At 65.2% G+C, this 23,477-nt stretch carries 19 protein-coding genes and 1 tRNA gene; 9 read left to right on the top strand and 11 right to left on the bottom strand.

The window, feature by feature from the left end; all coding sequences use genetic code 11:
* Positions 1-39: 39 nt before the first annotated feature.
* Positions 40-2,919 (bottom strand): TonB-dependent receptor domain-containing protein, encoded by a 2,880-nt coding sequence (locus KCN53_RS04040; protein ID WP_172406153.1) that lies wholly within the window; start codon positions 2,917-2,919, stop codon positions 40-42.
* 242 nt (positions 2,920-3,161) lie between these two features.
* Positions 3,162-3,635 carry an Lrp/AsnC family transcriptional regulator gene (locus KCN53_RS04035; protein ID WP_088711330.1) on the bottom strand — a complete coding sequence of 158 codons (474 nt, stop codon included), beginning with the start codon at positions 3,633-3,635 and terminating at the stop codon, positions 3,162-3,164.
* A gap of 188 nt (positions 3,636-3,823) precedes the next feature.
* Here KCN53_RS04035 and KCN53_RS04030 point away from each other — a divergent pair, with 188 nt between their 5' ends.
* From KCN53_RS04030 to KCN53_RS04015, 4 genes are all read left to right on the top strand, one after another.
* Positions 3,824-5,770, top strand: a complete 1,947-nt coding sequence (locus KCN53_RS04030) for an isoaspartyl peptidase/L-asparaginase (RefSeq protein WP_224199343.1) — start codon at positions 3,824-3,826, stop codon at positions 5,768-5,770.
* A gap of 51 nt (positions 5,771-5,821) precedes the next feature.
* Complete coding sequence (locus KCN53_RS04025) at positions 5,822-7,003, top strand: cystathionine gamma-synthase family protein (protein ID WP_088711331.1); 1,182 nt, start codon at positions 5,822-5,824, stop codon at positions 7,001-7,003.
* Between the two features lie 165 nt (positions 7,004-7,168).
* A tRNA-Gly gene (locus KCN53_RS04020) sits at positions 7,169-7,242 on the top strand.
* Between the two features lie 198 nt (positions 7,243-7,440).
* Positions 7,441-7,827 (top strand): four-helix bundle copper-binding protein, encoded by a 387-nt coding sequence (locus tag KCN53_RS04015; protein ID WP_088711332.1) that lies wholly within the window; start codon positions 7,441-7,443, stop codon positions 7,825-7,827.
* A gap of 543 nt (positions 7,828-8,370) precedes the next feature.
* Here the strand turns inward: KCN53_RS04015 and KCN53_RS04010 are convergent.
* Complete coding sequence (locus KCN53_RS04010) at positions 8,371-8,766, bottom strand: hypothetical protein (RefSeq protein ID WP_088711333.1); 396 nt, start codon at positions 8,764-8,766, stop codon at positions 8,371-8,373.
* 241 nt (positions 8,767-9,007) lie between these two features.
* On the opposite strand from KCN53_RS04010, the gene acnA reads away from it, so the two are divergent.
* The gene (gene acnA, locus KCN53_RS04005) at positions 9,008-11,704 is read left to right on the top strand and encodes an aconitate hydratase AcnA (RefSeq protein ID WP_088711334.1); all 2,697 of its coding nucleotides are present in this window, start codon (positions 9,008-9,010) and stop codon (positions 11,702-11,704) included.
* A gap of 222 nt (positions 11,705-11,926) precedes the next feature.
* Positions 11,927-13,180 (top strand): acetyl-CoA C-acetyltransferase, encoded by a 1,254-nt coding sequence (locus KCN53_RS04000; protein ID WP_088711335.1) that lies wholly within the window; start codon positions 11,927-11,929, stop codon positions 13,178-13,180.
* Between the two features lie 182 nt (positions 13,181-13,362).
* On the opposite strand, the gene KCN53_RS03995 is transcribed toward KCN53_RS04000, so the two are convergent.
* From KCN53_RS03995 to aroQ, 8 genes are all read right to left on the bottom strand, one after another.
* Positions 13,363-14,529 (bottom strand): acetyl-CoA C-acetyltransferase, encoded by a 1,167-nt coding sequence (locus KCN53_RS03995; RefSeq protein WP_088711336.1) that lies wholly within the window; start codon positions 14,527-14,529, stop codon positions 13,363-13,365.
* Positions 14,530-14,562: 33 nt separating this feature from the next.
* A complete protein-coding gene (locus KCN53_RS03990) occupies positions 14,563-15,705 on the bottom strand; it encodes an acyl-CoA dehydrogenase family protein (RefSeq protein WP_088713307.1) in 1,143 nt (380 codons plus the stop codon).
* Positions 15,706-15,790: 85 nt separating this feature from the next.
* Positions 15,791-16,204: a gamma-glutamylcyclotransferase family protein gene (locus KCN53_RS03985; RefSeq protein ID WP_088711337.1), complete on the bottom strand. Its 414-nt coding sequence runs from the start codon at positions 16,202-16,204 to the stop codon at positions 15,791-15,793.
* Positions 16,194-16,991 carry a tyrosine-protein phosphatase gene (locus KCN53_RS03980; protein ID WP_224199341.1) on the bottom strand — a complete coding sequence of 266 codons (798 nt, stop codon included), beginning with the start codon at positions 16,989-16,991 and terminating at the stop codon, positions 16,194-16,196. The genes KCN53_RS03985 and KCN53_RS03980 overlap by 11 nt, the downstream gene beginning before the upstream one ends.
* 48 nt (positions 16,992-17,039) lie before the next feature.
* Positions 17,040-19,025: an acetyl-CoA carboxylase biotin carboxylase subunit gene (locus tag KCN53_RS03975; RefSeq protein ID WP_088713309.1), complete on the bottom strand. Its 1,986-nt coding sequence runs from the start codon at positions 19,023-19,025 to the stop codon at positions 17,040-17,042.
* A gap of 150 nt (positions 19,026-19,175) precedes the next feature.
* Positions 19,176-20,522: an acetyl-CoA carboxylase biotin carboxylase subunit gene (accC, locus tag KCN53_RS03970; protein ID WP_088711338.1), complete on the bottom strand. Its 1,347-nt coding sequence runs from the start codon at positions 20,520-20,522 to the stop codon at positions 19,176-19,178.
* Complete coding sequence (gene accB / locus KCN53_RS03965; RefSeq protein ID WP_088711339.1) at positions 20,523-20,984, bottom strand: acetyl-CoA carboxylase biotin carboxyl carrier protein; 462 nt, start codon at positions 20,982-20,984, stop codon at positions 20,523-20,525.
* Positions 20,985-21,054: 70 nt separating this feature from the next.
* Positions 21,055-21,474, bottom strand: a complete 420-nt coding sequence (gene aroQ / locus KCN53_RS03960) for a type II 3-dehydroquinate dehydratase (RefSeq protein ID WP_172406155.1) — start codon at positions 21,472-21,474, stop codon at positions 21,055-21,057.
* Between the two features lie 92 nt (positions 21,475-21,566).
* Between aroQ and thiS the strand changes: the two genes are divergently transcribed.
* The 3 genes from thiS (at position 21,567) to KCN53_RS03945 (ending at position 23,419) form a co-directional block, all read left to right on the top strand.
* Positions 21,567-22,580, top strand: coding sequence for a sulfur carrier protein ThiS (thiS, locus tag KCN53_RS03955; protein WP_088713310.1), 1,014 nt, complete (start codon positions 21,567-21,569; stop codon positions 22,578-22,580).
* Positions 22,511-23,149: a P-loop NTPase family protein gene (locus KCN53_RS03950; protein ID WP_207790633.1), complete on the top strand. Its 639-nt coding sequence runs from the start codon at positions 22,511-22,513 to the stop codon at positions 23,147-23,149. Before thiS ends, KCN53_RS03950 begins: the two co-directional genes overlap by 70 nt.
* Positions 23,150-23,227: 78 nt before the next feature.
* Entirely contained in the window at positions 23,228-23,419 is a 192-nt protein-coding gene (locus KCN53_RS03945) for a CsbD family protein (RefSeq protein ID WP_088711342.1), read from the top strand.
* Positions 23,420-23,477: the final 58 nt, after the last annotated feature.

The following is a 23,477-nucleotide window of genomic DNA, read 5'->3' as shown; positions in this document are numbered from 1 at the left end:
TCCCGGTTGCCGCGGCGGGCTCTTCGAAGGCCGGTGCCGTCAGAAGACTTCTCCCCCCAACTTGTAGGTCAGCTGCAGATAGTAGCGCCGCCCGACCGCGTCGAACCAGGAACTGTTGTAGTAGGGATAGCTCGCATGGCTCGGATCATCCACCGGGTCGCGATCGAAAAGATTGTTGATCGTTCCTGACAGGCGCAGGCGATCGTTCAGGTCGTACTGGGCCGACAGGTTGAACCAGTAGCTCTCGTCGATCTTTCCGTCCCAGTTCCAGTTGGTCATTTTGCCGATACGGATACCGGTAAGCGTCGTGGAGAAGCGCGGCAGGCTCCATGTCAGGTACGCCTTGCCCTTGTCGCGGGGGATTTCGTAGCCGTTCAGCGGGACATATTTATCCAGCGTCGGATCGCCCGGATATTGCTGGATCTTGTGATCGATCACATAAGTGTAGTTTGCCCCCAGGGCGAGGTCGCCGGCCTTTCCGATGAAGAAGCGGCTATTGACGGCCACATCCACCCCCTCGACCCGCTCGCGCGCGACGTTGATCGGCACCACGCTGACCGATTCCAGTTCTCCTGCGGACGCGCCGGTCTCATAGCGCTGCACCCGGTCGAGGGCATCGATGCAGGTCGGTGAATTCGGGTCGACCGCGCCGCCATTCACGTCGGTGCCGAGGCGGCAGTTCGCCTCGTCGATAAGCAGGCTGTTGGTATCGAGGTTGAGAACTTGGTTCTCCATCCGGATGCGGAAATAGTCGACCGATACATCGAAGATCCGGTCCGGCGACCAGACGATACCGGCGGTCACCGACTGCGCGGTTTCGGGAAGGAGATCGCGGTTCCCACTGCGCCGCTGAATGAACCCCTCATACCGCGTATTCACGCAATCGGCGAGGGTCGGGTCGGCCTGCTCCAGACGGCAATTATAGTAATCCGCCCCGCCTCCGTTGACCGTTCCCGGCCCGCGATAGACGTAGTGCAGGTCCGGCGCGCGGAATCCCGTGCCGATCGCGCCGCGGACCAGAATACTCCTCGTGGGCCTTAGCTCTGCACCGGCATTATAGGTAAATTCGCCGAAGCTGTTGCCGGCATAGTTATAGCCATCATAGCGGCCCGCCCCGGTGAGGGTGAGAATTTCGAATAGCGGCACGCGGACCTCGCCGCCGATGCCCCAATGCTCCCGATCCCCTTCCCCGTCGGAATCCTCGATGCCGACATAATATTGGGTCAGCGCCTTCGGGTCGGGATTGATCTCGTAACCGGCCTGACCCAGTTCGGCGACTGCGGCAAAGCCCACCGGCCCCGCTGGAAGGTCGAAAAGGTTCACCGTACTGATATTGGCCTGAACGTTGTTCACCCAGGACTTGGGGTGGTAGACGGTGTATTCTTGGATTCCCGCATATTCAGCGGGGGTCAGCGCGGTGAACAGGCGGGCGGGATCCGCATCGAAACGCTGGTAACCGGTTGAGTTATTGGGATCGTCCACCGGCTGCCCCAGGAAGAAGTCGTTCGCCGCGTCGATAACGATTTCCGGCCACGCCATGCGCGACCGATATTCGGCATGGTTGAAGTAAACCTCATAATCCCACTCGCGGCCGCCCAGCTGGGTATTTCCGCGGATGCCCGGCGTTACGTTGAAGGTGTAGGACCGGTTCTTGATGACCCCGTTCTCGAACCCGCCGATTTCCTCGGGGGTGAAGGTTCGGTACCAGCCGTCCAGCTGATCGAGCCAGTAGGTGTCGATGGGCTCGAGATATTGCGGATTGTAGAACAGCCCTTCCTCATTGCCGTCCGGGGCCACGTAGAACCAGCTTTTGAATCCGTTGAAGAGCTCTAGGTTGGAATAGCCGAACTGGGCGTCGAGGAAGAGGTCGGTGCCGCCGCCGAGCTCATAGCCTGCGGAGGTGTAAAGGCTGACCTGGTCACGGTCGGACAGGATCTGGCCGTAGGCGATCGCCTCGTTGCTGCCGCAGAAATAGCCGTCGGTTGCGGCATAGCCGTTATCGACGTCGAAGCCGTACCCGGCGCGCGGGGCGTAGAAGGTGGTGCCCTCATTGGTGAACCCAAGGTCCGCGCAGGTCGAGGCACCCGGATCGATATAATAGCCCCCCGAATCGTAGCGCAGGAAGTTACGATAGGCGAGCGGCTGGTCCGTAGTCGGATTGTCCGCGGTCGAATCCTGAATGTCCCGCTCATAGCCCCAAAGCGGGCGCTGCGCGCTGTACTGCGCACCGATTAGGGCATGGAAAGGGCCGGAGCGAAACCCGGTCGAACCCGTGATGCGAAAGGACTCGCCGCCTCCGTCTTCGGTCAGGCCAAGCTGCGCATCGATCCGCGTGCCGTCCGGTTCCTGCTTCAACTGGAAATTGACCACACCCGAAATGGCGTCGGAGCCGTAAATGGCCGATGCCGCGCCGCTGAGGATCTCGACGCGTTCGATCAGTCCGACCGGAATGTTCGAAATATCCGCGACATTGCTGTTGCCGCCATAGGGCATGGGGAAGTCCGCAACGCGGCGCCCGTTGACGAGGACCAGAGTGTGGTTCGGACCCAGCCCCCGCAGGTCGACCTGCTTCGCACCCGGTGTGAACGTATTGGCGCCGTAGCTCTGCGTGCTCTGTGTTTCGCCGCTGTTTTGGGTAATCGACTTCATGAGTTCGGGCACATCCTGAAAGCCCTGCCTCAGAATGTCCGCCGCCTCGATGACCGTAACGGGTGCCGGACCCTCCAGTCCCGACCGGGGAATGCGCGAACCGAGGACCGTAATGACATTTTCTGCAGGAAGGGGCGCATCGTCGTCCCGAAGCGCAAGCGTGTCGTCGCTCGCATCTGCCGGGTAGGCACTCTCGGGATTCTGAGCCGCCGCGGCGGCGGCGAGTAGACTGGTGCCGACAAGGGCAATCGCGGTCGAGATTCGGCGCATAGAACTGTCCCCTCCCAGGCGCCGGGCGCCCGTGATCATGATGACTTCGCCCTCGCCGGGCGATCCTCCCCGCCCCGCGATCAAACGGAGCGTCCATCCTTCTCGCGCTGGCATGCTGTGCCCGCATACGCAGCAGCAGGATTTGCTATTGGGGAAACTATATCGTGCTCGGCGGGCGCCTTCTGGCCTTTGCAGCGTCGCCAAAGACAAATTTTGTCGTGGCGCGCCTTCACAACGCCCGATTATGCCAAGTCGTGGACAGGGAGCGGCCCACCGGACTTCACGACGCTCATGACGACGCTGGTCTTGAAGGTCTTGATCGGGTGCCGGTCGTAGAAAAAATCTCGGGTGAACTCGTCATATTCGTCCATATCGCGAGCCACCACGGTCAGAATGAAGTCCGCATCGCCGGTGATGTAGTAACCATTTGTGACTTGCGGGGTGTTGCGGATGTCCTGCTTGAAGCGGTCGATCACGCCCCGGTCCTCGCGGTCCAGGGTCACCATTACGAGCGCCATGATATTATAGCCGAGCGCCCGTGGGGAGATCATCGCAGCCTCGCGTTCGATGATCCCGTCGGCGCGAAGCCGTTTGAGCCGCTTCAGCGCCGCTGTGGGCGAAAGTCCGCACGCCTCGCCCAATTGGTCGGCCGTCAGATGCGCGTCCGATTGGACCGCCTCCAGCAGGCGCGCATCCGCCGCATCTATTTTCCTCATTTTGGCCTCTCCTGTCATTCAGACGACAAAATCGGTTCTCTACGCCGACCAATCGTCCAGATACGGTTCAACCTATCTGCGAAGCTGAAAATCGTCGAATCGGACAGAGAAGACCGGCCGGCCATGGGGGTCTGCTAACGGCCAATGGTTGGTATTTCTCGCTCGGTCGAAATCGGAGGGTCGGACACATGTATCCCAAACCGCTGCTCATCATGTTTCTGGCATCACTTACCATGCTGTTGCCGGGCATCGCTCGGGCGCAAAGCGATGCGGCCTACACCTACTACGAAGCAGGCGATGTCTCCGCGCCGACGCCCCGCACGCCGACGCCCGGGCTGATGCTGATCGGCGGAGGCGACTGGAGCGCCGAAGCCTGGCGCTGGTTCGCGAACAAGGCCGGCGGTGGTCATCTGGTAATCCTTCGCGCCTCTCAGGACGGCAGCGACGGCAACTGGCTGCTGGAAAATATCGGCGGCCTCGCTTCTGTTCAGACTCTGGTCTTCTCCGACCGCAGCGCGGCTTTCGATCCCCGCGTCGGCGAGCTCGTGGCAAAGGCGGACGGGATCTTCATCGCGGGCGGAGACCAGTCGAAATATGTCCGCTTCTGGAAGGATACCCCGGTCGCCGCCGCCCTGAACGCACATGTCGCGGGCGGTCGCCCCCTGGGCGGCACCAGCGCCGGTCTCGCGATCCTCGGCGGCACCGGCTACGGCGCGCTTGCCGCCGAAGCGGTCGGCTCCGCGGAGGCTCTCGCCGACCCGAGAGGCGCGAAGGTCACGCTGGTGAGCGACTTCCTGACCGTGCCGTTCCTCGAAAACATCGTCACCGATACACACTTCACCGAGCGCGGTCGGCTGGGCCGCTTGATTGCCTTCCTGGCGCAGGGGAGAGGGGCGGGGCAGACCGACCTGATCGGCCTCGGCATCGACGAAGACACCGCGCTTTGCGTGGAGGGTGATGGGACCGCACGCGTCTTCACCGAAAGCGGCGGCCATGCCTGGCTTGTAGAGCCCGAGGGAGCGCCGCGATTTGCTGCCGGCGGCGCGCTGGACTGGGATGCTGTGACACTGACCGGCCTGGGTCCGCACAGCCGTATCGACCTTACGAACATGACGGTGGACAACCCCGCCTTTGAAGGAACCGCGAAGGTCGCGGCGGGCGATTTGCGCGATGTTCCCGTACCGCCGCAGCGGCGCGACTGGGCGCTCGCCATTCACGGCGGTTCGGGGGTGATCGAGCGAGGGGATCTGACTGCGGAGATGGAGGCGGCCTACCGCGCCAGCCTTCAGGCCGCTCTCGCAACCGGGTCCGCCGTGCTCGAACAGGGCGGAACTAGCATCGAGGCGGTGGAAGCCACCTTGCGCATTCTGGAGGACGATCCGTTGTTCAACGCCGGGCGCGGCGCCGTATTCGATGCCGAAGGGCGCAACCAGCTCGACGCGGCGATCATGGACGGCGCGACCATGCAGGCAGGCGCCGTCGCGGCAGTCAGCATGACGAAGCATCCGGTCACGCTCGCCCGCGCAGTCATGGAAAAGTCGCGGCATGTGCTGCTCTCCGGCGAGGGCGCGGATCAGTTCGCGCGCGAACAGGACATCGAGCAGGTCGACCCGGGCTATTTCCGCACCGAACGCCGCTGGCAGCAGATCGAGGAATGGCGGCGGGACAATCTGTCCGCGCTTGCGCTCGACCCCACTCACCGCTTCGGTACCGTGGGAGCCGTAGCACTGGACAGGAACGGCAACCTTGCCGCCGCCACTTCCACCGGCGGCCTGACGGGCAAGCGTTGGGGGCGGATCGGCGATTCCCCCATCATCGGGGCAGGCACCTATGCCGCCAACGGTAAGTGCGCCGTCTCGGGTACGGGAACGGGGGAGTATTTCATCCGCGAAAGTGCCGGCCGCCAGGTGTGCGACCGCGTGGCCTGGAACGGGCAGAGCATCGCCGAGGCCGCCGACGCTACGATTGGATCGATCGGCGTGCTGGGCGGCGATGGCGGCCTGATCGCCATGGATGCGCTGGGCCGCATCGCCTTCGCCATGAACACAGAGGGAATGTACCGGGGCGCTGCCAGCAGCGATCACCCGGCCGAAGAGGCGATCTACGCCGACGAAACACTGGCGAACGAGGACTGATCGATGGCCGGTTCGCAATCCCCGCCCCCCACGAGAACTCAAGGGTCTACTATGTCGATTACCAGCCAGAAGCCGTCGACCATCGCCGTTTGGGCCGGAGAGGAACGGCCGCTCGCCTTCGGCGCGGCGCAGGTGCCGATCGTGCAGAGCGCGCCCTTCGCCTATGACGACATGGACGAATGGGGCGCCGTCGCGCTGGGCCAGGCCGAAGGGCATATCTACAGCCGCAACACGAATCCCACGGTCGGCGTCTTCGAGGAAAAGTGCCGCATCCTCGAAGGGGGCGAGAAGGCCATCGCGTTCGCCAGCGGCATGGCAGCGATTTCGAACACCCTGCTGTCGCTGCTGTCGCCGGGCGACCGCGTGGTCTCGATCAAGGACAGCTATGGCGGAACGAGCCGGCTGTTCATGGACACGCTGCCGCGCATGCAGATCGAGGTGGATCTGGTGGAAACGAGCGACAGCGATGCGATCGACGCGGCGATCGAGAAGGGCTGCCGGCTCGTATATCTGGAGACCCCGACCAACCCGACGCTGAAGATCATCGATCTGGACCGGGCCATCCGAACCGCCAAGGCGCACGGCGCGATCGTGGTGGTGGACAATACCTTCGCGACGCCGATCAACCAGCGGCCGCTCGGCTTCGGCGCGGACCTCGTCCTGCATTCGGCCACCAAATATCTCGGCGGGCACGACGATGCGATGGGCGGCGTGCTGATCGGACGCAAAGACCTGGTGACGACCGTCTACGAGCATCGCGAAATCTGCGGCGCGGTGCTGTCCGCCTTCTCGGCCTATCTTCTGCTGCGGGGGCTCAAGACGCTCGACCTGAGGGTCAGGAAGCAGAATGAGACCGGCCTTGCCGTCGCCCGCTTCCTCGCCGAGCATCCAAAGGTGGCCGCCGTCTTCTACCCCGGCCTCGAAACTCACGAGAAGCACGACGTCGCCAAGCGGCAGATGTCGGGTTTCGGCGGCATGCTGAGCTTTTCGGTCGACGGTGATTTCGACGCGCTCAAGCGATTCGTCGGCGAGCTGAAATATGTGCACCGGGCGGCCAGCCTGGGATCGGTCAACACGCTGATCGGCCCGCCGTCCGTCACCAGCCATGTCGAGTGCACCGCCGAACAGCGCGCGGCGCTCGGCATATCGGAGACCCTGCTGCGCTACTCCTGCGGCGTCGAGGATGCCGGCGACCTGATCGCCCAGCTCGACCAAGGGTTGAAGGCCGTCTGACGCCCCCCACCGGAGCACAAGAAGAGAGGCGCGCATCCGCGACACCCATGTTGACGGGGAAGCCACAGTGGTGGCAATGGGCGAGCGGCTGAGCAGGTCCGGTGTAAACCGCGCTGTAAACCTCACCTTGGGCGCCAAGCCCGGTCTGAGGAATTCCAGGGGCTTGCGGACGTAGTTCAATGGTAGAACCTTAGCCTTCCAAGCTAATGATGCCGGTTCGATCCCGGTCGTCCGCTCCATCCCTGCCCCCAGCCTCCCCGCCCTCAGCCTCCCGCTTCGAGCCCTTTCGCCCCGTTCTTTGCGCCCGCTCACGCCGGCGCCGCTCCGTCGCTTCGAGACCCGGGCCCCGCCACCTTTTCCCGGCGCCGCAACTTTCCGCGCGCCCGCTCCGTTCATGGAGAAACCCTGAACACGTCCCCAGACAGGAGCAGATTCCCATGTCCATCGTCGAAATGATCGCCGAACACCCCCATGTCGACGGCCATCTGAACGACCCGCTGGCCGAAGTAGTGAAGCACGCCATGTACGCCGCGCAGATCACCGCCAGCTGCGCCGATGCGTGCCTGGGCGAGGAGAGCGCCGCCGACCGCAAGGACTGCATCCGTTCGTGCCTCGACGCCTCCAACGCGTCCGAAGCGCTGGCCTATATCGCCGCGCGCCGCACCGGCTCCAACGAGCCCGTCATCAAGGCGGCGATGACCTTCGCCAAGGCGGCGCTGAAATCCTGCCACGCCGAATGTTCGAACCATGAGGACGCGCACTGCAAGCGCTGCGCGAAGATGTGCGAGGAACTGATCGCCGACATCGAAAAGGCCGAACTGTAAGAGGATCGGCGTTTCCGGGCCGCGGGCCGGAGTTCCGGCCTGCGGCCTGCATGCCCGCCGCACTGGTCGGGTCTTCGCGGCGCGCGTCAGATTTCCGGCCTGCGGCCTCGATGGCCGCCGCGCCGATTGGGTTTTCGCGGCGCGCGTCAGATTTCCGGCCTGCAGCCTCCATGGCCGCCGCGCTGGTTGGGTCTTCGCGGCGCGCGTCAGATTTCCGGCCTGCGGCCTCCATGGTCGCCGCGCGCAGGCTTCGCCAAATCCTATGTAGGTCACAGTAGGTCACACCTCAGCGCGCGCACGCGCGGGAACCCGTGCGCCTGTACGCGCGTTTGTGCGCAGGCGCGCGAGGGGCCGCACGGGCGCGGCCTCGCAAGCCCAGCCTGCCTGCCCAGCGGCAACCCGCCACTGGCTAGCGGATCCACCTCCGCGACCTCCTCTCGCATATATGGCCCCTGCCCGATCGAACGAGAAGGGAGTATGCCCGACCGCCCTGGCTGTAGGACAGAGCCATTCGGAAAGCCCTCCGGCGCAATCGCGCCGCGGTTACCTTACGGCCTGGCTGCACAGCGGGCGGTAGAGTTCGGCGCCCTGATAGCTGAGGAGGTCCTGCGCCGCCGCCTCGGTCGGGTCTTCAAGATACGCGTTGAGCCGCGGCAGCATCTTCGGGTCGGCCCCCGCCGTCCAAAGTGTCATCACCAGCGCGGCGCCGCAGTCGCAGAACGGACCCGAGGCCGCCTCTCCCTCCACCTTCGCTGCACAGTCGGTGCGGATGGCCTCGTCCACCGTTTCGAAATCCGGGTAGTTCGTCAGAAGCTCAGCCCGGCGTTCGCGCGCTTGCTCGGCCATGTCCAGAACCCTTGAATTGGCCGCCAATGCCGCCGAATGCGCCGTGGCCAGAAGAATGGCTGTTGCTGCCATTACGGTCGCGCGCCTGATCATGTTCTTCTCCCCACGCCTTCGCCCTGCATAGCCGACACGCTCTCCGCGGCCCACGGAACTTTCCAAAAGATGTCCGTCCGCCGCCGATCCCGAAGAGCAGCAGGGCCGACACGTCCCCGCGTGGGAACCCTAGCGCCCCCTTCGTGCATTGGCTAAGCGAGCCCCCGAACGCCGGGCGCCCGCACTCCCCTTGCGGCGCAAGAGCCCGGCGCAAAGTACCACTTTGCGACGAAGGAACATCATGACCCAGATCGGCCGCGACAGCCTGAACACCCGCCGGACCCTGAATGTAGGCGGCACGGACTATGCCTATTACTCGCTCGCCGCGGCGGCAGAGAAATATGGCGACTTCGCCCGCCTGCCGATGTCGATGAAGGTCCTTTTGGAAAACATGCTGCGCTTCGAGGACGGCGAGACGGTCAGCGCCGACGATGTCGAGGCCTTTGCCACCTTCCTGAAGGAAGGCGATGTGAACCGCGAAATCGCCTATCGCCCGGCGCGCGTGCTGATGCAGGACTTCACCGGCGTTCCCGCCGTCGTCGACCTGGCCGCGATGCGCGACGGCATCCTGAAGCTGGGCGGCGAGCCCGAGGCGATCAATCCGCTGGTCCCCGTAGACCTCGTCATCGACCACAGCGTCATGGTCGACGAATTCGGCACGCCGCAGGCCTTCGAAGCGAATGTCGAGCTGGAATATGAGCGCAACAAGGAGCGCTACGAGTTCCTGAAATGGGGCAGCCAGGCGTTCCGCAATTTCCGCGTGGTGCCGCCGGGCACGGGCATCTGCCACCAGGTGAACCTGGAATATCTGGGCCAGGCGGTGTGGTCTTCAGAAGGACCCGACGGCCAGATGGTCGCCTATCCCGACACGCTTGTCGGCACCGACAGCCACACGACCATGATCAACGGCCTGGGCGTCCTTGGCTGGGGCGTCGGCGGCATCGAGGCCGAGGCCGCGATGCTGGGTCAGCCGGTTTCGATGCTGATCCCCGAAGTCGTCGGCTTCAAGCTGACGGGCAAGCTGGCCGAGGGCATCACCGCGACCGACCTGGTGCTGACCGTGGTGGAAATGCTGCGCAAGAAGGGCGTCGTCGGCAAGTTCGTCGAATTCTACGGCGACGGCCTCGCCTCGATGACGCTGGCCGACCGCGCGACCATCGCCAACATGGCGCCCGAATATGGCGCGACCTGCGGCTTCTTCCCGATCGACGAGGAAACCATCCGCTACATGCGGTTCACGGGGCGCGAGGAATGGCGCTGCGACCTGGTCGAGGCCTATGCCAAGGAACAGGGCCTGTGGCACGACCACACGACGCCCGACCCGGTCTTCACCGACACGCTGTCGCTCGACCTCGGCGATGTCGTCGCCTCGCTGTCCGGGCCGAAGCGGCCGCAGGACCGCATCGACATGCCGGCCGTGGGCGACAGCTTCCGCCGCGACATGGCCGCCGGCACCTTCGCGCGCGAACGCGAGATGACGGGCAAGCGCTATCCGGTCGAGGGCGAGAATTTCGACTTCGGCGACGGCGACGTGGCGATCGCGGCGATCACCAGCTGCACCAACACCTCGAACCCCGACGTGCTGATCGCGGCCGGGCTCGTCGCGAAGAAGGCGCGTGAAAAGGGCATCGACGTGAAGCCGTGGGTGAAGACCTCGCTGGCGCCCGGCTCTCAGGTGGTGACCGACTATCTGGAGAAGACCGGCCTGCAGGACGATCTCGACGCGCTGGGCTTCGACCTGGTCGGCTATGGCTGCACGACCTGCATCGGCAATTCGGGCCCGCTGCCGCCCGCCATTTCGCGCGCGATCAACGATAACGACCTGGTGGCGACCTCGGTCCTCTCCGGCAACCGCAACTTCGAAGGCCGCGTGTCGCCCGACGTGCGCGCCAATTATCTCGCTTCGCCGCCGCTGGTGGTAGCCTATGCGCTGGCGGGTACGGTGACGAAGGACCTGACCAAGGAGCCGCTGGCCGAGGACCGCGACGGCAATCCCGTCTACCTGAAGGACATCTGGCCCTCCAACCGCGAGGTGAAGGAGGTCGTCGAGGGCGCGCTGTCGCCGGCGATGTTCAAGGAGCGCTACGGCGAGGTGTTCGACGGCGATGCGCGCTGGAAGGGCATCGACGTCGCGGGCGGGCGCACCTATTCGTTCAACGCCTCGAGCACCTATGTCCAGAACCCGCCCTATTTCGACGGCATGGACCTGGAACCGAAGGACCCCGAAGACATTGTCGGCGCCCGCGCGCTGGCGGTGTTCGGCGATTCGATCACGACCGATCACATCTCGCCGGCGGGCTCGATCAAGGCCGACAGCCCGGCGGGCGAATACCTCCTCGAGCGGCAGGTCGCGAAAAGCGACTTCAACAGCTATGGCAGCCGCCGCGGCAACCATGAGGTGATGATGCGCGGCACCTTCGCCAACATTCGCATCAAGAACACCATGGTTCCCGGCACCGAGGGCGGATACACGGTCCACATCCCCTCGGGCGAGGAACTGCCGATCTACGACGCGGCCATGCGCTACAAGTCCGAAGGCACTCCGCTCGTCGTGCTCGGCGGCAAGGAATATGGCACCGGCTCCTCGCGCGACTGGGCGGCGAAGGGCACGATCCTTCTCGGCGTGAAGGCGGTCATCGTCGAAAGCTACGAGCGCATCCACCGCTCGAACCTTGTCGGGATGGGCGTCCTGCCGCTGCAGTTCAAGGAAGGTGAAGGCCGCGAAACGCATGGCCTGACCGGCGACGAGGTGTTCACCATCCGCGGGCTGGCCGACCTGGAGCCGCGCCAGGACGTGACGGTCGATTTCGAACGCGCCGACGGCTCCACGGGCAGCTTCACCGCGCTGTGCCGCATCGATACGGCGAACGAGATGCACTATTACCGCAATGGCGGCATCCTGCATTACGTGCTCAGGAACCTCGCCAAGGCCGCCTGAGCAGGCACCGGATCGCGGACACCGCGCCGCGAAACCCGGGCCGCGAAAACCGGGCCTGGGCTTCAAGAGGGGGTGGACCGTCCGGGTTCGCCCCCTTTTTGATGGGCACCGGTTCCGGCCCTCTCCTGAAGCGCCGCGCCGGGAGCCCCTTCTTTTGGCGGGCTTGTTGCCCCTCTCCTCCCCGCGCAGTTTCGCGCCACGTTTCATCTCAGGAGGACTATCATGGCAGAGGCATATATCATCGACGCGGTGCGCACCCCGCGCGGCGTCGGGAAGACCGGCAAGGGCGCGCTGGCGCACATGCACCCGCAGCACCTCGCGGCGACGGTGCTGAAGGCGATCGCCGAGCGCAACAATCTCGACACGGCGGACGTCGACGACGTCATCTGGTCGACCTCCTCGCAGAAGGGCAAGCAGGGCGGCGACCTCGGCCGCATGGCGGCGCTCGACGCGGGCTATGACATCAAGACCTCGGGCACGACGCTCGACCGCTTCTGCGGCGGCGGCATCACCTCGGTGAACTTCGCCGCGGCGCAGATCATGTCGGGCATGGAAGACCTTGTCGTTGCGGGCGGCACCGAGATGATGAGCTACACCGCAGACCGGGGCCGCGAGGAAATGGCCGCCGGCCTCGGCGCGGCGATGATGGGCTCGGGCAACGAGCGCCTGCAGGAAACCCACCCGCAGTCGCACCAGGGCGTGTGCGGCGACGCCATCGCGTCGAAGGAAGGGTTCACGCGCGAGGAGCTCGACGAGGTCGGCTACAAGTCGCAGCAGAAGGCGCGCGTCGCCATCGAGGAAGGCCGCTTCGACAAGAGCCTCGTTCCCGTTACCGACGCCGACGGCAACATGGTGCTCGACCGCGAGGAGTTCCCGCGTCCGCAGACGACCATGGATACGCTGGCGCAGCTGGAACCCTCCTTCGTGAAGATCGCCGACATGCCGATCGACGAGAAGGGCACCACCTTCCGCAAGCTGATCAACCAGAAATATCCCGACCTGAAGATCGAGCATTTCCACCATGCGGGCAATTCGTCGGGCGTGGTCGACGGCGCCGCCGCGGTGCTGCTCGCCTCGAAGGAATATTGCGACAAGCACGGCCTGAAGCCGCGCGCGAAGATCATCCAGACTGCGAATATGGGCGACGACCCCACGCTGATGCTGAACGCGCCGGTCCCGGCCGCGAAGAAGGTGCTGGAGAAGGCGGGCCTTACCAAGGACGACATCGATCTTTGGGAGATCAACGAGGCGTTCGCCGTCGTTGCGGCGAAGTTCGTCCGCGACCTCGATCTCGACTGGGACAAGGTCAATGTGAACGGCGGCGCGATCGCGCTCGGCCATCCCATCGGCGCCACCGGCTCGATCCTTATCGGCACGGTGCTCGACGAGCTGGAACGCCGCGACCTGAAGCGCGGCCTCGTCACCATGTGCGCCGCGGGCGGCATGGCCCCGGCGATCATCATCGAACGCGTCTAAGCCAAAGCGCGGGAGCGGCCTTTCGAGCAAAGGCCCCTCCCGCCGCGAATCATCGCGGAACACGAAAAAGGGGGGAGCGGCCCGGCCGCTCCCCCCTTTTCCATGACGGTCGCCGGGGCGGCGACGTTTGCGGATCGCGGAAGCCCGGCCCTTCGGACGCGGGCCCCGCACGTCGAGCGGTGCTAGAGGCGTTCGACGATGGTGACGTTGGCGATGCCGCCGCCTTCGCACATCGTCTGCAGGCCGTATTTGCCGCCGCGGCGGTGAAGCTCGTGCACCAGGGTCGACATCAGCTTCGTGCCGGTCGCGCCGAGCGGATGACCGAGCGCGATGGCGCCGCCATTGACGTTGAGCTTTTCGGGGTCGGCGCCGGTATGCTCCAGCCAGGCCATCGGCACGGGGGCGAAGGCCTCGTTGACCTCGTAAAGGTCGATGTCGCCAATCTTCATGCCCGCGCGCTCGAGCGCCTTGTCGGTAGCGAACAGCGGCTCTTCGAGCATGACAACCGGATCGCCCGCCGTAACGGTGAGGTTCACGATGCGCGCGAGCGGCGTCAGGCCGTACTGCTTCAGCGCGCGCTCCGAGACGATCACGCAGGCGCTGGCGCCATCGGTGATCTGGCTGGAGGTGGCGGCGGTGATGACGCCGTTCTCGTCGAGCAGCTTCACACCGGCCATGCCCTCGGCACTGGCGTCCCAGCGGATGCCCTCATCGACCTTGTGCATGGCCTTTTCGCCCTCGGGCGTCTCGATCTCGAGCGGCACGATTTCGTCTTCGAAGCGGCCCTCGTTCACGGCCTGCTGCGCCTTTTCGTGGCTGTTGAGGCCGAAGGCGTCGAGCTGTTCGCGCTTGAAGCCCCACTTCTTGGCGATCATCTCCGCGCCCTTGAACTGGCTGAAGCCCTTCACGCCATATTTATCCTGGATGGACGGGGGGATCGGGTTCGACCCCTCGGGCGACCGAACGGCGGAGCCCATGGGCACGCGCGTCATGCTTTCGGTCCCGGCGGCGATGACGACGTCCATCGTCCCCGACATGACGGCCTGCGCGGCGAACTGGATGGCCTGCTGAGACGAGCCGCACTGGCGGTCGATGGTGACGGCCGGGACCTTTTCGGGAAGGTTCGAGGCAAGGACGCAGTGGCGCCCGACATGGAGCGACTGTTCGCCCGCCTGGCTGACGCAGCCGACGATGACATCCTCTACCGCATCGCCCGGAACGCCCGCGCGCTCGACCGCCGCATCGAGTACCTTCGCGCCCATGTCGACGGGATGCCAGCCCGCAAGACGTCCGCCCCTGCGGCCGCCGGCGGTGCGGCACGCGGCCACGATATATGCTGCTTCTGCCATGTGTCTTTCCTTCTCGTTCCTGGCTACGGCCGCTCAGAGCGAGCGGCTGATCACTTCCTTCATGATTTCGCTGGTGCCGCCGAAGATGCGGGTGACGCGCGCGTCGCGCCACAGGCGGGCGATGGGATATTCGTTCATGTAACCGGCGCCGCCATGGAGCTGCAGCGCGGCGTCGCATACGCGCCCCTGAAGCTCTGTATGCCAGAGCTTTGCCGAAGAGGCCTCCGCCGTGGTCAGTTCACCGTCCATGTGGCGCTTCAGCGCCCAGTCGAGATGCGCCCAGCCGACCTGCAGCTGCGCCGCGAGATCCGCGAGGGTGAACTTCGTGTTCTGGAACTGGAAGACGGTCGTTCCGAACGCCTTGCGGTCCTTCGTGAACTTAACCGCCTCGTCAAAGGCGCGCTGCGCACCGCCCTGCGCCGACACGGCGATGGAGAGGCGTTCCTGCGGCAGTTCCTCCATCAGATAGGCGAAGCCCCGCCCTTCCTCGCCGAGGATGTTGGTCATCGGCACGCGCACATCGTTGAAGAACAGTTCCGACGTATCGGCAGAATGCTGGCCGACCTTGTCGAGGTTGCGGCCGCGCTCGAACCCTTCGCTATCGGCATCGACGAGAACGAGGCTGATGCCCTTCGCGCCCGCATCGGGGTCGGTCTTCGCCACGACGATGACGAAATCGGCGTTCTGGCCGTTGGTGATGTAGGTCTTCGAGCCGTTGACGATGAGGTGATTGCCGTCCTTCTTCGCCGTCGTGCGGACGCCCTGGAGGTCGGAGCCGGTGCCCGGCTCGGTCATCGCGATGGCGGAGATAATCTCTCCCGAAACCATGCCGGGCAGATATTTCTTCTTCTGCTCCTCGGAGCCATATTGTTCGAGATAATTGGCGGTGATGTCGGACTGAAGCGTGAAGCCCGCCGACGAGCCGAGATAGGCGAGTTCCTCGTCGACGACGGCGTTGTAGCCGAAATCGAGGCCGAGGCCGCCATATTCCTCGCTGACGGTGGGGCAGAGCATGCCCGCGGCACCGACGGCCTTCCATTCCTCGCGCCCCACGACGCCTTCGGCCTCGTGCTGGTCGAGTTTCGGCTCCATGACGTCGCCGAGCACCTTGCGCACGGTGTCGCGAAACATTTCATGATCTTCGTTATAGGCGGTGCGCCCGGCGGTATTCAGCATAGAAATCTGGTCCACTTTGTGAGGTATCGCGCGCACCGTAGCCAGCTTGCTGCGGCGCGCCATTCTCCATTTTCACTGGTTCGCCCTAGCCGCGGCGAGTCCAGTCGCCCGACGCGATGCGAGCCTCTGGGTCGACCGCGGGCCGGTAGTGATAGGCCCAAACAGTGAGATTGGAGGCGAGCGTCCGCACGCGGCGGCGTTCGTAGAGCGAGGCGGCGAGGTCCCGGGGGTCGAAATCCTCGAACCGGTCGAGGGCGTCTAGATCGGCCGGCCGGGTGAGGCGCAGGAGATCGCCGGCGAGGGTGCCGGGCTCGTCCAGTTTCGCGCCGGGATAGGGGCCGAGGTCATAGAGCCGCCCGCGAATCTTGGCGCGTCCGGCGGCGGGAAGGTGATCCGCAAGGCCGAGTTCGGCGAGACCGCTCTCGCCGGGCCTGAGCAGGCCGTAGACGAAGATGAAGCCCGGAGAGAAGCCGGGAGTGCGCGCCGCGTCAGGCTGCAAGACGGCGCTCCAGCTCCTGCCGTCGGGCGGCGGTCACCCCGAGTACCTCATGGAGATAGCGGTCCAGAGATCCATGCTCCGCGCGAATCGCCGCAAAGGCGGTTTCGAGATATTCCGCCCGCACGCCGAGAAATTCGGCAAGCGCGTCCTCGCGAATGTCCCCGCCGTGCATGTCGCGCATGGCCGCGGCAGCAGCAGCCACGCGCGCCTCCACATTGCCCGCACTGTTCGTCAGCAGATAGTCGGCCATCATGTCGTCGCGGTGGACGCCCATGGCATGGTGGAACAGCGCGACAGCAAGGCCGGTACGGTCCTTCCCCGCCAGGCAGTGAATGAGAGTCGCGCCGTCTTCCTGGGCCAGAGCCTCGAAATAGAGGCCGAACAGGCGCTGCAGGTTCGGGCGGTAGGGCATGGCGCGATAGCCCTCGGTCAGCGCCTCGCGCGCTGCTGCGGGACTGTCGAAGGCGCGGGCATAGCGGGCGGCGTCGGCAGGGTTGATGGTCTCGTCGTCAACGAGGATTACGCGCGCGCCGAACCCGTCCGGCCGGGGACAGGGCGCGGCCTCCCGCTCCGACCGGCCGCGCAGGTCGATGACGGCGGCGAGGTCGAGGCCGGCAACCTTCTCCAGGTCGGGAGAGGAGGCTTCGCGGTGCTGCGCCGAGCGGAACAGCCGCCCGGTGACGAGACGGCCCGCAGACGCCTCGTAGCCGCCATAGTCGCGCAGGTTGTGGATGCCCTCGCAGGCGACGACGCGTTCGGACGCGGGCATGCCGGCCGCGTCGGTCATCGAAGGTGGTTCCGCGCCCGCCATGGCCTAACCGCCTATCCCGGCCGCCTATTCGAATTCCATGATGACATCGTCGACCGCCAGACTGTCGCCCTCCTCGCACTTGATGGCAGAGACGGTGGCGGACTTCTCGGCGCGCAGGATGTTCTCCATCTTCATCGCCTCGACAACCGCGAGCGGCTGGCCGGCCTCGACCTTGTCGCCCTCCGTGACATGGATCGTCATGACGAGACCGGGCATCGGGCAGAGCAGCATCTTCGACAGGTCAGGCGGCTCCTTCTCGATCATGTGCGAGGACAGTTCCCAGGTGCGCGGGGTGAGCGTGCGCACGTCGTGCCGGCTGCCGCCGATGCCGAACCGGTAACCGACGTCGAGGCGCTGAACCTCGAGCGCGAAGGGCTCTCCGTCCAGCTTGCCGGTGAAAAGGAGGTCGCCGGGCATGTAGCCGCTCTCGACTTCCATGGTGCTGCCGCCGAATTCGAGGTCCCAGTCGGGCGCCGAGCCGTCGATGGAGACTGGCACGCCCTCCCCGTCCAGAACGACAACCCAGTCGCTGCCGAAGGCCGGCTTGCCGTTGAGCTGGCCCGTCAGCTCGGAGGTGCGCGCGGTGTCGGTCGCCTGGATGACGGCGGCGGCGGCAATCACCTGCCTGCGCTGGAGGTCGGACAGCGGCGCGCCCTCGAAACCGTCGGGATATTCCTCGGCGATGAAATTGGTCGTGATCTCGCCCGAGCGGAAGCGGTCGTGCCGCATGAGAGCGGCGAGGAAGTCGATATTGTGGCTGATGCCACGGATCACATAGTGGTTCAGCGCCTCGAGATTGCGGTCGATCGCCTGTTCGCGCGTCTCGCCATAGGTGATCAGCTTCGCAATCATCGGGTCATAGAACATCGAGATCTCGCTGCCCGGAAGGACGCCCGTATCGACGCGCACGGCATTCTCGACTTCCTCGGGCGGCTGGTAGGCAGTCAGGCGGCCGATCGACGGCAGGAAGGACCGGTAGGGGTCCTCGGCATAGACCCGGCTCTCCATCGCCCACCCCGTGAGGGTAACGTCGTCCTGGCCGAAGGCGAGCTTTTCGCCCGCCGCGACGCGGATCATCTGCTCGACAAGGTCGAGACCGGTGACGAACTCGGTTACCGGATGCTCCACCTGCAGGCGGGTGTTCATCTCAAGGAAGTAGAAGCTGCGGTCGGCGCCGGCGATGAACTCAACCGTGCCGGCGCTGGTGTAGCCGACGGCCTTCGACAGCTCGACGGCCTGCTCGCCCATGGCCTTGCGCATTTCAGGCGTCACGAAGGGCGACGGCGCTTCCTCGACAACCTTCTGGTGGCGGCGCTGGATCGAGCATTCGCGCTCGCCCAGATAGACGCAGTTGCCATGCTTGTCGGCGAGCACCTGGATTTCGATGTGGCGCGGCTGCTCGACGAACTTCTCGATGAAGACCCGGTCGTCGCCGAAGCTGTTGAGCCCCTCCGACCGCACCGAGGGAAAGCCCTCGCGCACGTCCTTTTCCGACCAGGCGAGGCGCATCCCCTTGCCGCCGCCGCCCGCCGAGGCCTTCATCATGACCGGATAGCCGATGTCGTTCGCGATCTTCACCGCATGGTCGGTATCCTCGATCTCGCCGACGAAGCCGGGGACGACGTTGACGCCGGCTTCGCGCGCCAGCTTCTTCGATTCGATCTTGTCGCCCATCGCCGCGATGGCGTTCGGCGGCGGGCCGATGAAGGTGATCCCCGCCTCGTCGAGCAGCTTTGCGAAAGAGGCCCGCTCGGACAGGAAGCCATAGCCCGGATGAACGGCGTCGGCGCCGACATGTTTGCAGGTCTCGACGATCTTCTCGGCGACGAGATAGCTTTCGGAGGCCGCGGCCGGGCCGATCCGGACGGCCTCGTCGGCAAGCCTGACATGAAGCGCATCGGCATCGGCGTCGGAGTAGACGGCGACGGTCTCGATACCCATGCGCCTTGCCGTCTTGATGACACGGCAGGCGATTTCCCCGCGGTTGGCGATCAGAATCTTCTTCAGCACGGACAAGCGCTCCCTCTTTCGAGACGCGTCTTTGGCTGGGGAATGGTGGGGCGGTCAACTGTGCGCCCACTGGCACTTCTAACAAGTGTGTGAGTACGGATCGCCCGTCGCGGCCCCTCTACGGGCGGTTCGCGCTGTCAGGCTGGCGGGTCAGCCTTCCTTTTGGGCCAGCCAGGCCTCGAGCCACTTGATCGAATAGTCGCCCGCACGGACGTCGGGTTCGTCGACCAGCGCCTGATGCAGCGGGATCGTCGTCTTCGGGCCGTCGATCACATATTCGCGCAGCGCCCGCTTCAGGCGGAGCAGGCACGCCTCGCGGTCGTCGCCGTAGACGATCAGCTTTGAAATGAGCGAATCATAATAGGGCGGGATGCGGTAGCCGTCGTAAAGGCCGCTATCGACGCGGACATGCAGGCCGCCGGGCGCGTGATATTGTTCGACGAGGCCGGGCGAGGGGGCGAAGGTCGCGGGATCCTCGGCGTTGATGCGGCATTCGATGGCATGGCCGCGAAAGCGCACGTCGTCCTGAGTAAGCGAAAGCGGCAGGCCCGCCGCCACGCGAATCTGTTCGCGCACCAGATCGAGGCCGGTGATCGCTTCGGTAACGGGATGTTCGACCTGCAGGCGGGTGTTCATCTCGATGAAGTAGAAGCCGCCATCCTCGTAGAGGAATTCGATGGTGCCGGCGCCGCGATAGCCCATTTCGGCAATCGCCTTGCGGCACACTTCGCCCATTTCCGCGCGCTGCTCGGGGCTGATTGCGGGCGAGGGCGCCTCTTCGAACACCTTCTGGTGCCGCCGCTGCAGCGAACAGTCGCGTTCGCCGAGGTGAATGGCCCCGCCCTTGCCGTCGCCGAAGACCTGGAACTCGATGTGGCGCGGGTTGGAGAGATATTTCTCGATGTAGACGGTGTCGTCGCCGAAGGCCGCCTTCGCCTCTGCCTTGGCCTGGCTGAGCATCGCGGACAGCTTGTCTTCGCTTTCGACCACCTTCATGCCGCGGCCGCCGCCACCCGAGGCGGCCTTTACGAGGATCGGATAGCCGATCTCCCGACCGATCTCGCGTGCCTCGGCTTCGCTGGTTACCGCGCCGGGGGAACCGGGCACGAGCGGAAGGCCGACGGCGCCGGCGGTTTTCTTCGCCGCCACCTTGTCGCCCATGACGCGGATATGTTCGGGCGTCGGGCCGATGAAGGCGATCTCGTGCGCCTCGACGATTTCCGCGAACTTGGCGTTCTCGGACAGGAAGCCGTAGCCGGGATGGATCGCATCGGCGCCGGAAACCTCGGCAGCGGCCATGATGGTGGCCATGTTGAGATAGCTTTCGGCGGCGCTGGGCGGCCCGATACACACGGCCTCGTCGGCCAGCCGCACATGCTTGGCATCGGCGTCGGCGGTGGAGTGCACCGCGACCGTACCGATCCCAAGATCGTGACACGCCCTGAGAACCCGGAGCGCGATTTCGCCGCGATTGGCGATCAGGACTTTTTCAAACATCTATTCGACGATCAGCAGCACCTGGTCATATTCGACCGGCTCTTCATTCTCGACGCACACCTGCTTCACCGTCCCGGCCTTCGGCGCGGTAATCGGGTTCATGACCTTCATCGCCTCGACGATCAGCAGCGTGTCGCCCGCCGCGACCTGCGAGCCGGGGCTGACGAACGGCGGCTTGCCGGGTTCGGGCGACATGTAAGCGGTCCCCACCATGGGCGATTTCACCGCCCCGGGGTGCGCCTTCAGATCCTGCGCCGTTTCGGCAGGCGCCGCGCTCTCGGCTGCGGGAGCGGCGGCGGGCGGAGCAGAGGCGGGCGCATAGGCAGGCGCGGCCGCGGCCGCAGCCTGAAGCTTGCGGGCAACGCGGATCTTGCGGTCGCCGTCCTCCACCTCGATCTCGCTCAGCCCGGTATCGCCCAGCAGTTCGGCCAGCTCGCGCACGAGCGCGGTGTCCACGGACATGCCGCCCTTCGCCTTAGGCTCTGACATTTTTCAACTATCCCCTCTGTTCTTCGGCCGAACCAGCGGCCGTCTAAAGCGTCGCCGCGGCGCGAAGCGCCAAGCTGTACCCCTCTGCGCCCAGACCGGCAATGACACCGCGTGCGACCGGGCTGATGTGCGAGCGGTGGCGAAAGCGTTCGCGGGCATGCGGATTCGAGAGATGAACCTCGATCACCGGCACCGAGATCGCCGCAACCGCGTCGCGCAGCGCAACGCTGGTATGTGTGTAGGCGGCTGCGTTCAAGATCACCGCCCTTGCCTCGACCGAAGCCGCTTCGTGCAGCCAGTCGACCAGATGCCCTTCATGGTTCGACTGCCTGAGGTCCACGGCAACGCCCAGTTCGCGCGCCTCGTCCTCCAGCCGCCCGGCAATATCGTCGAGCGTCTCGGTCCCGTAGATATCGGGTTCCCGCGTCCCCAGCAGGTTCAGGTTGGGTCCGTTGAGGACCATGACGAGAGGCTTGTCGGAAATGGCTTCGGCTCTTGCGGTTGGTTCGGTTGACGCGCCTGCCTATATCCGGCGCCGACACTGAATGGAATGCCATGGACCGTACCCTTCCCATCACCGTGAACGGCGAACATCGCCGCATCCGCAAACCGGCGACCGTCGTCGACCTGCTGAACGAGCTCGGCCAAGATCCGAACTCGGTCGCCGTGGAGCGCAACCTGGAGATCGTGCCGAAGTCGGCCTACGAGACGACCGAACTGGCGAGCGGCGACGAAATCGAGGTGGTGCACTTCGTCGGCGGCGGCGATGCCGTTGCCGAGGAGTCGGCTACGGGAACGGAGGAGGAAGGCTGGACCGTTGCCGGACGCACCTTCCGCTCGCGCCTGATCGTCGGCACGGGAAAGTACAAGGACTACGAAACCAACGCCCGGGCCGTCGCGGCCGCGGGCGCGGAAATCGTCACCGTTGCCGTCCGGCGCGTCAATCTGAGCGATCCGGACAAGCCGCGCCTCACCGATTTCCTCGACCCCAGGGAAGTGACCTTCCTGCCGAATACCGCCGGGTGTTTCACGGCTGAAGACGCGATGCGCACCCTGCGCCTGGCGCGCGAAGCGGGCGGCTGGAACCTGGTGAAGCTGGAAGTTCTGGGCGAAGCCAAGTCGCTTTACCCGGACATGATCGAGACGATCCGTGCCACGGAGGAACTGGTAAAGGACGGCTTCGATGTCATGGTCTACTGCGCCGACGATCCGATCGCGGCGAAGCGCCTGGAGGATGTGGGTGCTTGCGCAATCATGCCGCTCGGCGCGCCGATCGGCTCCGGCCTGGGCATCCAGAACCCGGTGACCATCCGCATGATCGTCGAGCAATCAAGCGTCCCCGTACTGGTCGATGCCGGTGTCGGCTGCGCATCGGACGCGGCAGGCGCGATGGAACTGGGGTGTGACGGCGTGCTGATGAACACCGCCATTGCGGAAGCGAAGGATCCGGTCCTGATGGCGCGCGCCATGAAGCGCGCCGTCGAGGCGGGCCGCGATTCATACCTGGCAGGTCGCATGGCGAAACGGCGCTATGCCGATCCGTCCAGCCCGCTGGCAGGCCTGATCTGAAGCTTCACCTGCTCGGCGCGTCCGGAACGGGCACGACGACGCTCGGCCGGGCGCTGGCGCAGAAGCTCGGTGTCTTTCATGCGGACGCCGCCGATTATTACTGGGTCCCGACCGACCCGCCCTTCCTGCGCAAGCGCAGCTACAAGGAGCGGTTGAGGCTTCTGGACCTCGATCTGGACGATGATGCGGGCTGGGTCGTCAGCGGCTCGATGATGGACTGGGGCGAGGCCGTGGCCGACCGCGCCGACCATCTTATTTTCCTGACGCTCCCGACCGATCTTCGCATCGCCCGCCTGCGCGCGCGGGAGCAGCAGCGTTTCGGCGCGCGGATCGCCCCGGGCGGCGACATGTACCAGGCGCATGAGAACTTCATTCGCTGGGCCGAAGGCTATGACGATCCGTCATTCGGTGGGAGGACCCGCGCGCGCCACGAGGCGTGGCTTGGCGAGCGTGACGGGCGCGTCCTGAGGCTGGACGGCGCCGCGCCGATTGCCGAAAACCTCGCGCGAACCCTGGCGCGGGTCCCGCCAATTCTTTCGGAACAAAAACCTTGTGCTTCCGTTGGTTAGATGAGCGGACAACGAAGGCGCGCTAGCCGGACGAAGTTACCCGGCAGGCAGGCGCCGCAAACGAGAGGAGTATGTCTCATGGGTGAATTTTCCGACAAGATCAAAGGTAACGCCAACGAAGCTGCCGGTAATCTGAAGCAGGATATCGGTGACGCCACCGACAACCGCCAGATGGAACAGGAAGGCTTCGAGCAGGAACGCAAGGGCGAAGCCCAGCAGCTGCGCGGCGAACTGAAGGAAGATGCGAAGAAGACCGTCGACCGCATGTAGGCGGCCTCGCATCTAGACCGAAAAAGGGCGTCCCGTCTCGACGGGGCGCCCTTTTTCC

Source organism: Pacificimonas aurantium (genome assembly GCF_020092905.1).
Taxonomy (GTDB): Bacteria; Pseudomonadota; Alphaproteobacteria; order Sphingomonadales; family Sphingomonadaceae; genus Pacificimonas; species Pacificimonas aurantium.
The sequence above is the reverse complement of the archived record's forward strand: the minus strand, read 5'-3'. Positions and strand labels throughout refer to the sequence as shown.

Excerpts from the sequence above, each read along its gene's own strand:
- KCN53_RS04040 (WP_172406153.1), bottom strand. The coding sequence starts at position 2,919 with ATGCGCCGAATCTCGACCGCGATTGCCCTTGTCGGCACCAGTCTACTC.
- KCN53_RS04035 (WP_088711330.1), bottom strand. The coding sequence starts at position 3,635 with ATGAGGAAAATAGATGCGGCGGATGCGCGCCTGCTGGAGGCGGTCCAA.
- KCN53_RS04030 (WP_224199343.1), top strand. The coding sequence starts at position 3,824 with ATGTATCCCAAACCGCTGCTCATCATGTTTCTGGCATCACTTACCATG.
- KCN53_RS04025 (WP_088711331.1), top strand. The coding sequence starts at position 5,822 with ATGTCGATTACCAGCCAGAAGCCGTCGACCATCGCCGTTTGGGCCGGA.
- KCN53_RS04015 (WP_088711332.1), top strand. The coding sequence starts at position 7,441 with ATGTCCATCGTCGAAATGATCGCCGAACACCCCCATGTCGACGGCCAT.
- KCN53_RS04010 (WP_088711333.1), bottom strand. The coding sequence starts at position 8,766 with ATGATCAGGCGCGCGACCGTAATGGCAGCAACAGCCATTCTTCTGGCC.
- acnA (WP_088711334.1), top strand. The coding sequence starts at position 9,008 with ATGACCCAGATCGGCCGCGACAGCCTGAACACCCGCCGGACCCTGAAT.
- KCN53_RS04000 (WP_088711335.1), top strand. The coding sequence starts at position 11,927 with ATGGCAGAGGCATATATCATCGACGCGGTGCGCACCCCGCGCGGCGTC.
- KCN53_RS03995 (WP_088711336.1), bottom strand. The coding sequence starts at position 14,529 with ATGGCAGAAGCAGCATATATCGTGGCCGCGTGCCGCACCGCCGGCGGC.
- KCN53_RS03990 (WP_088713307.1), bottom strand. The coding sequence starts at position 15,705 with ATGCTGAATACCGCCGGGCGCACCGCCTATAACGAAGATCATGAAATG.
- KCN53_RS03980 (WP_224199341.1), bottom strand. The coding sequence starts at position 16,991 with ATGACCGACGCGGCCGGCATGCCCGCGTCCGAACGCGTCGTCGCCTGC.
- accC (WP_088711338.1), bottom strand. The coding sequence starts at position 20,522 with ATGTTTGAAAAAGTCCTGATCGCCAATCGCGGCGAAATCGCGCTCCGG.
- accB (WP_088711339.1), bottom strand. The coding sequence starts at position 20,984 with ATGTCCGTGGACACCGCGCTCGTGCGCGAGCTGGCCGAACTGCTGGGC.
- aroQ (WP_172406155.1), bottom strand. The coding sequence starts at position 21,474 with ATGGTCCTCAACGGACCCAACCTGAACCTGCTGGGGACGCGGGAACCC.
- thiS (WP_088713310.1), top strand. The coding sequence starts at position 21,567 with ATGGACCGTACCCTTCCCATCACCGTGAACGGCGAACATCGCCGCATC.
- KCN53_RS03945 (WP_088711342.1), top strand. The coding sequence starts at position 23,228 with ATGGGTGAATTTTCCGACAAGATCAAAGGTAACGCCAACGAAGCTGCC.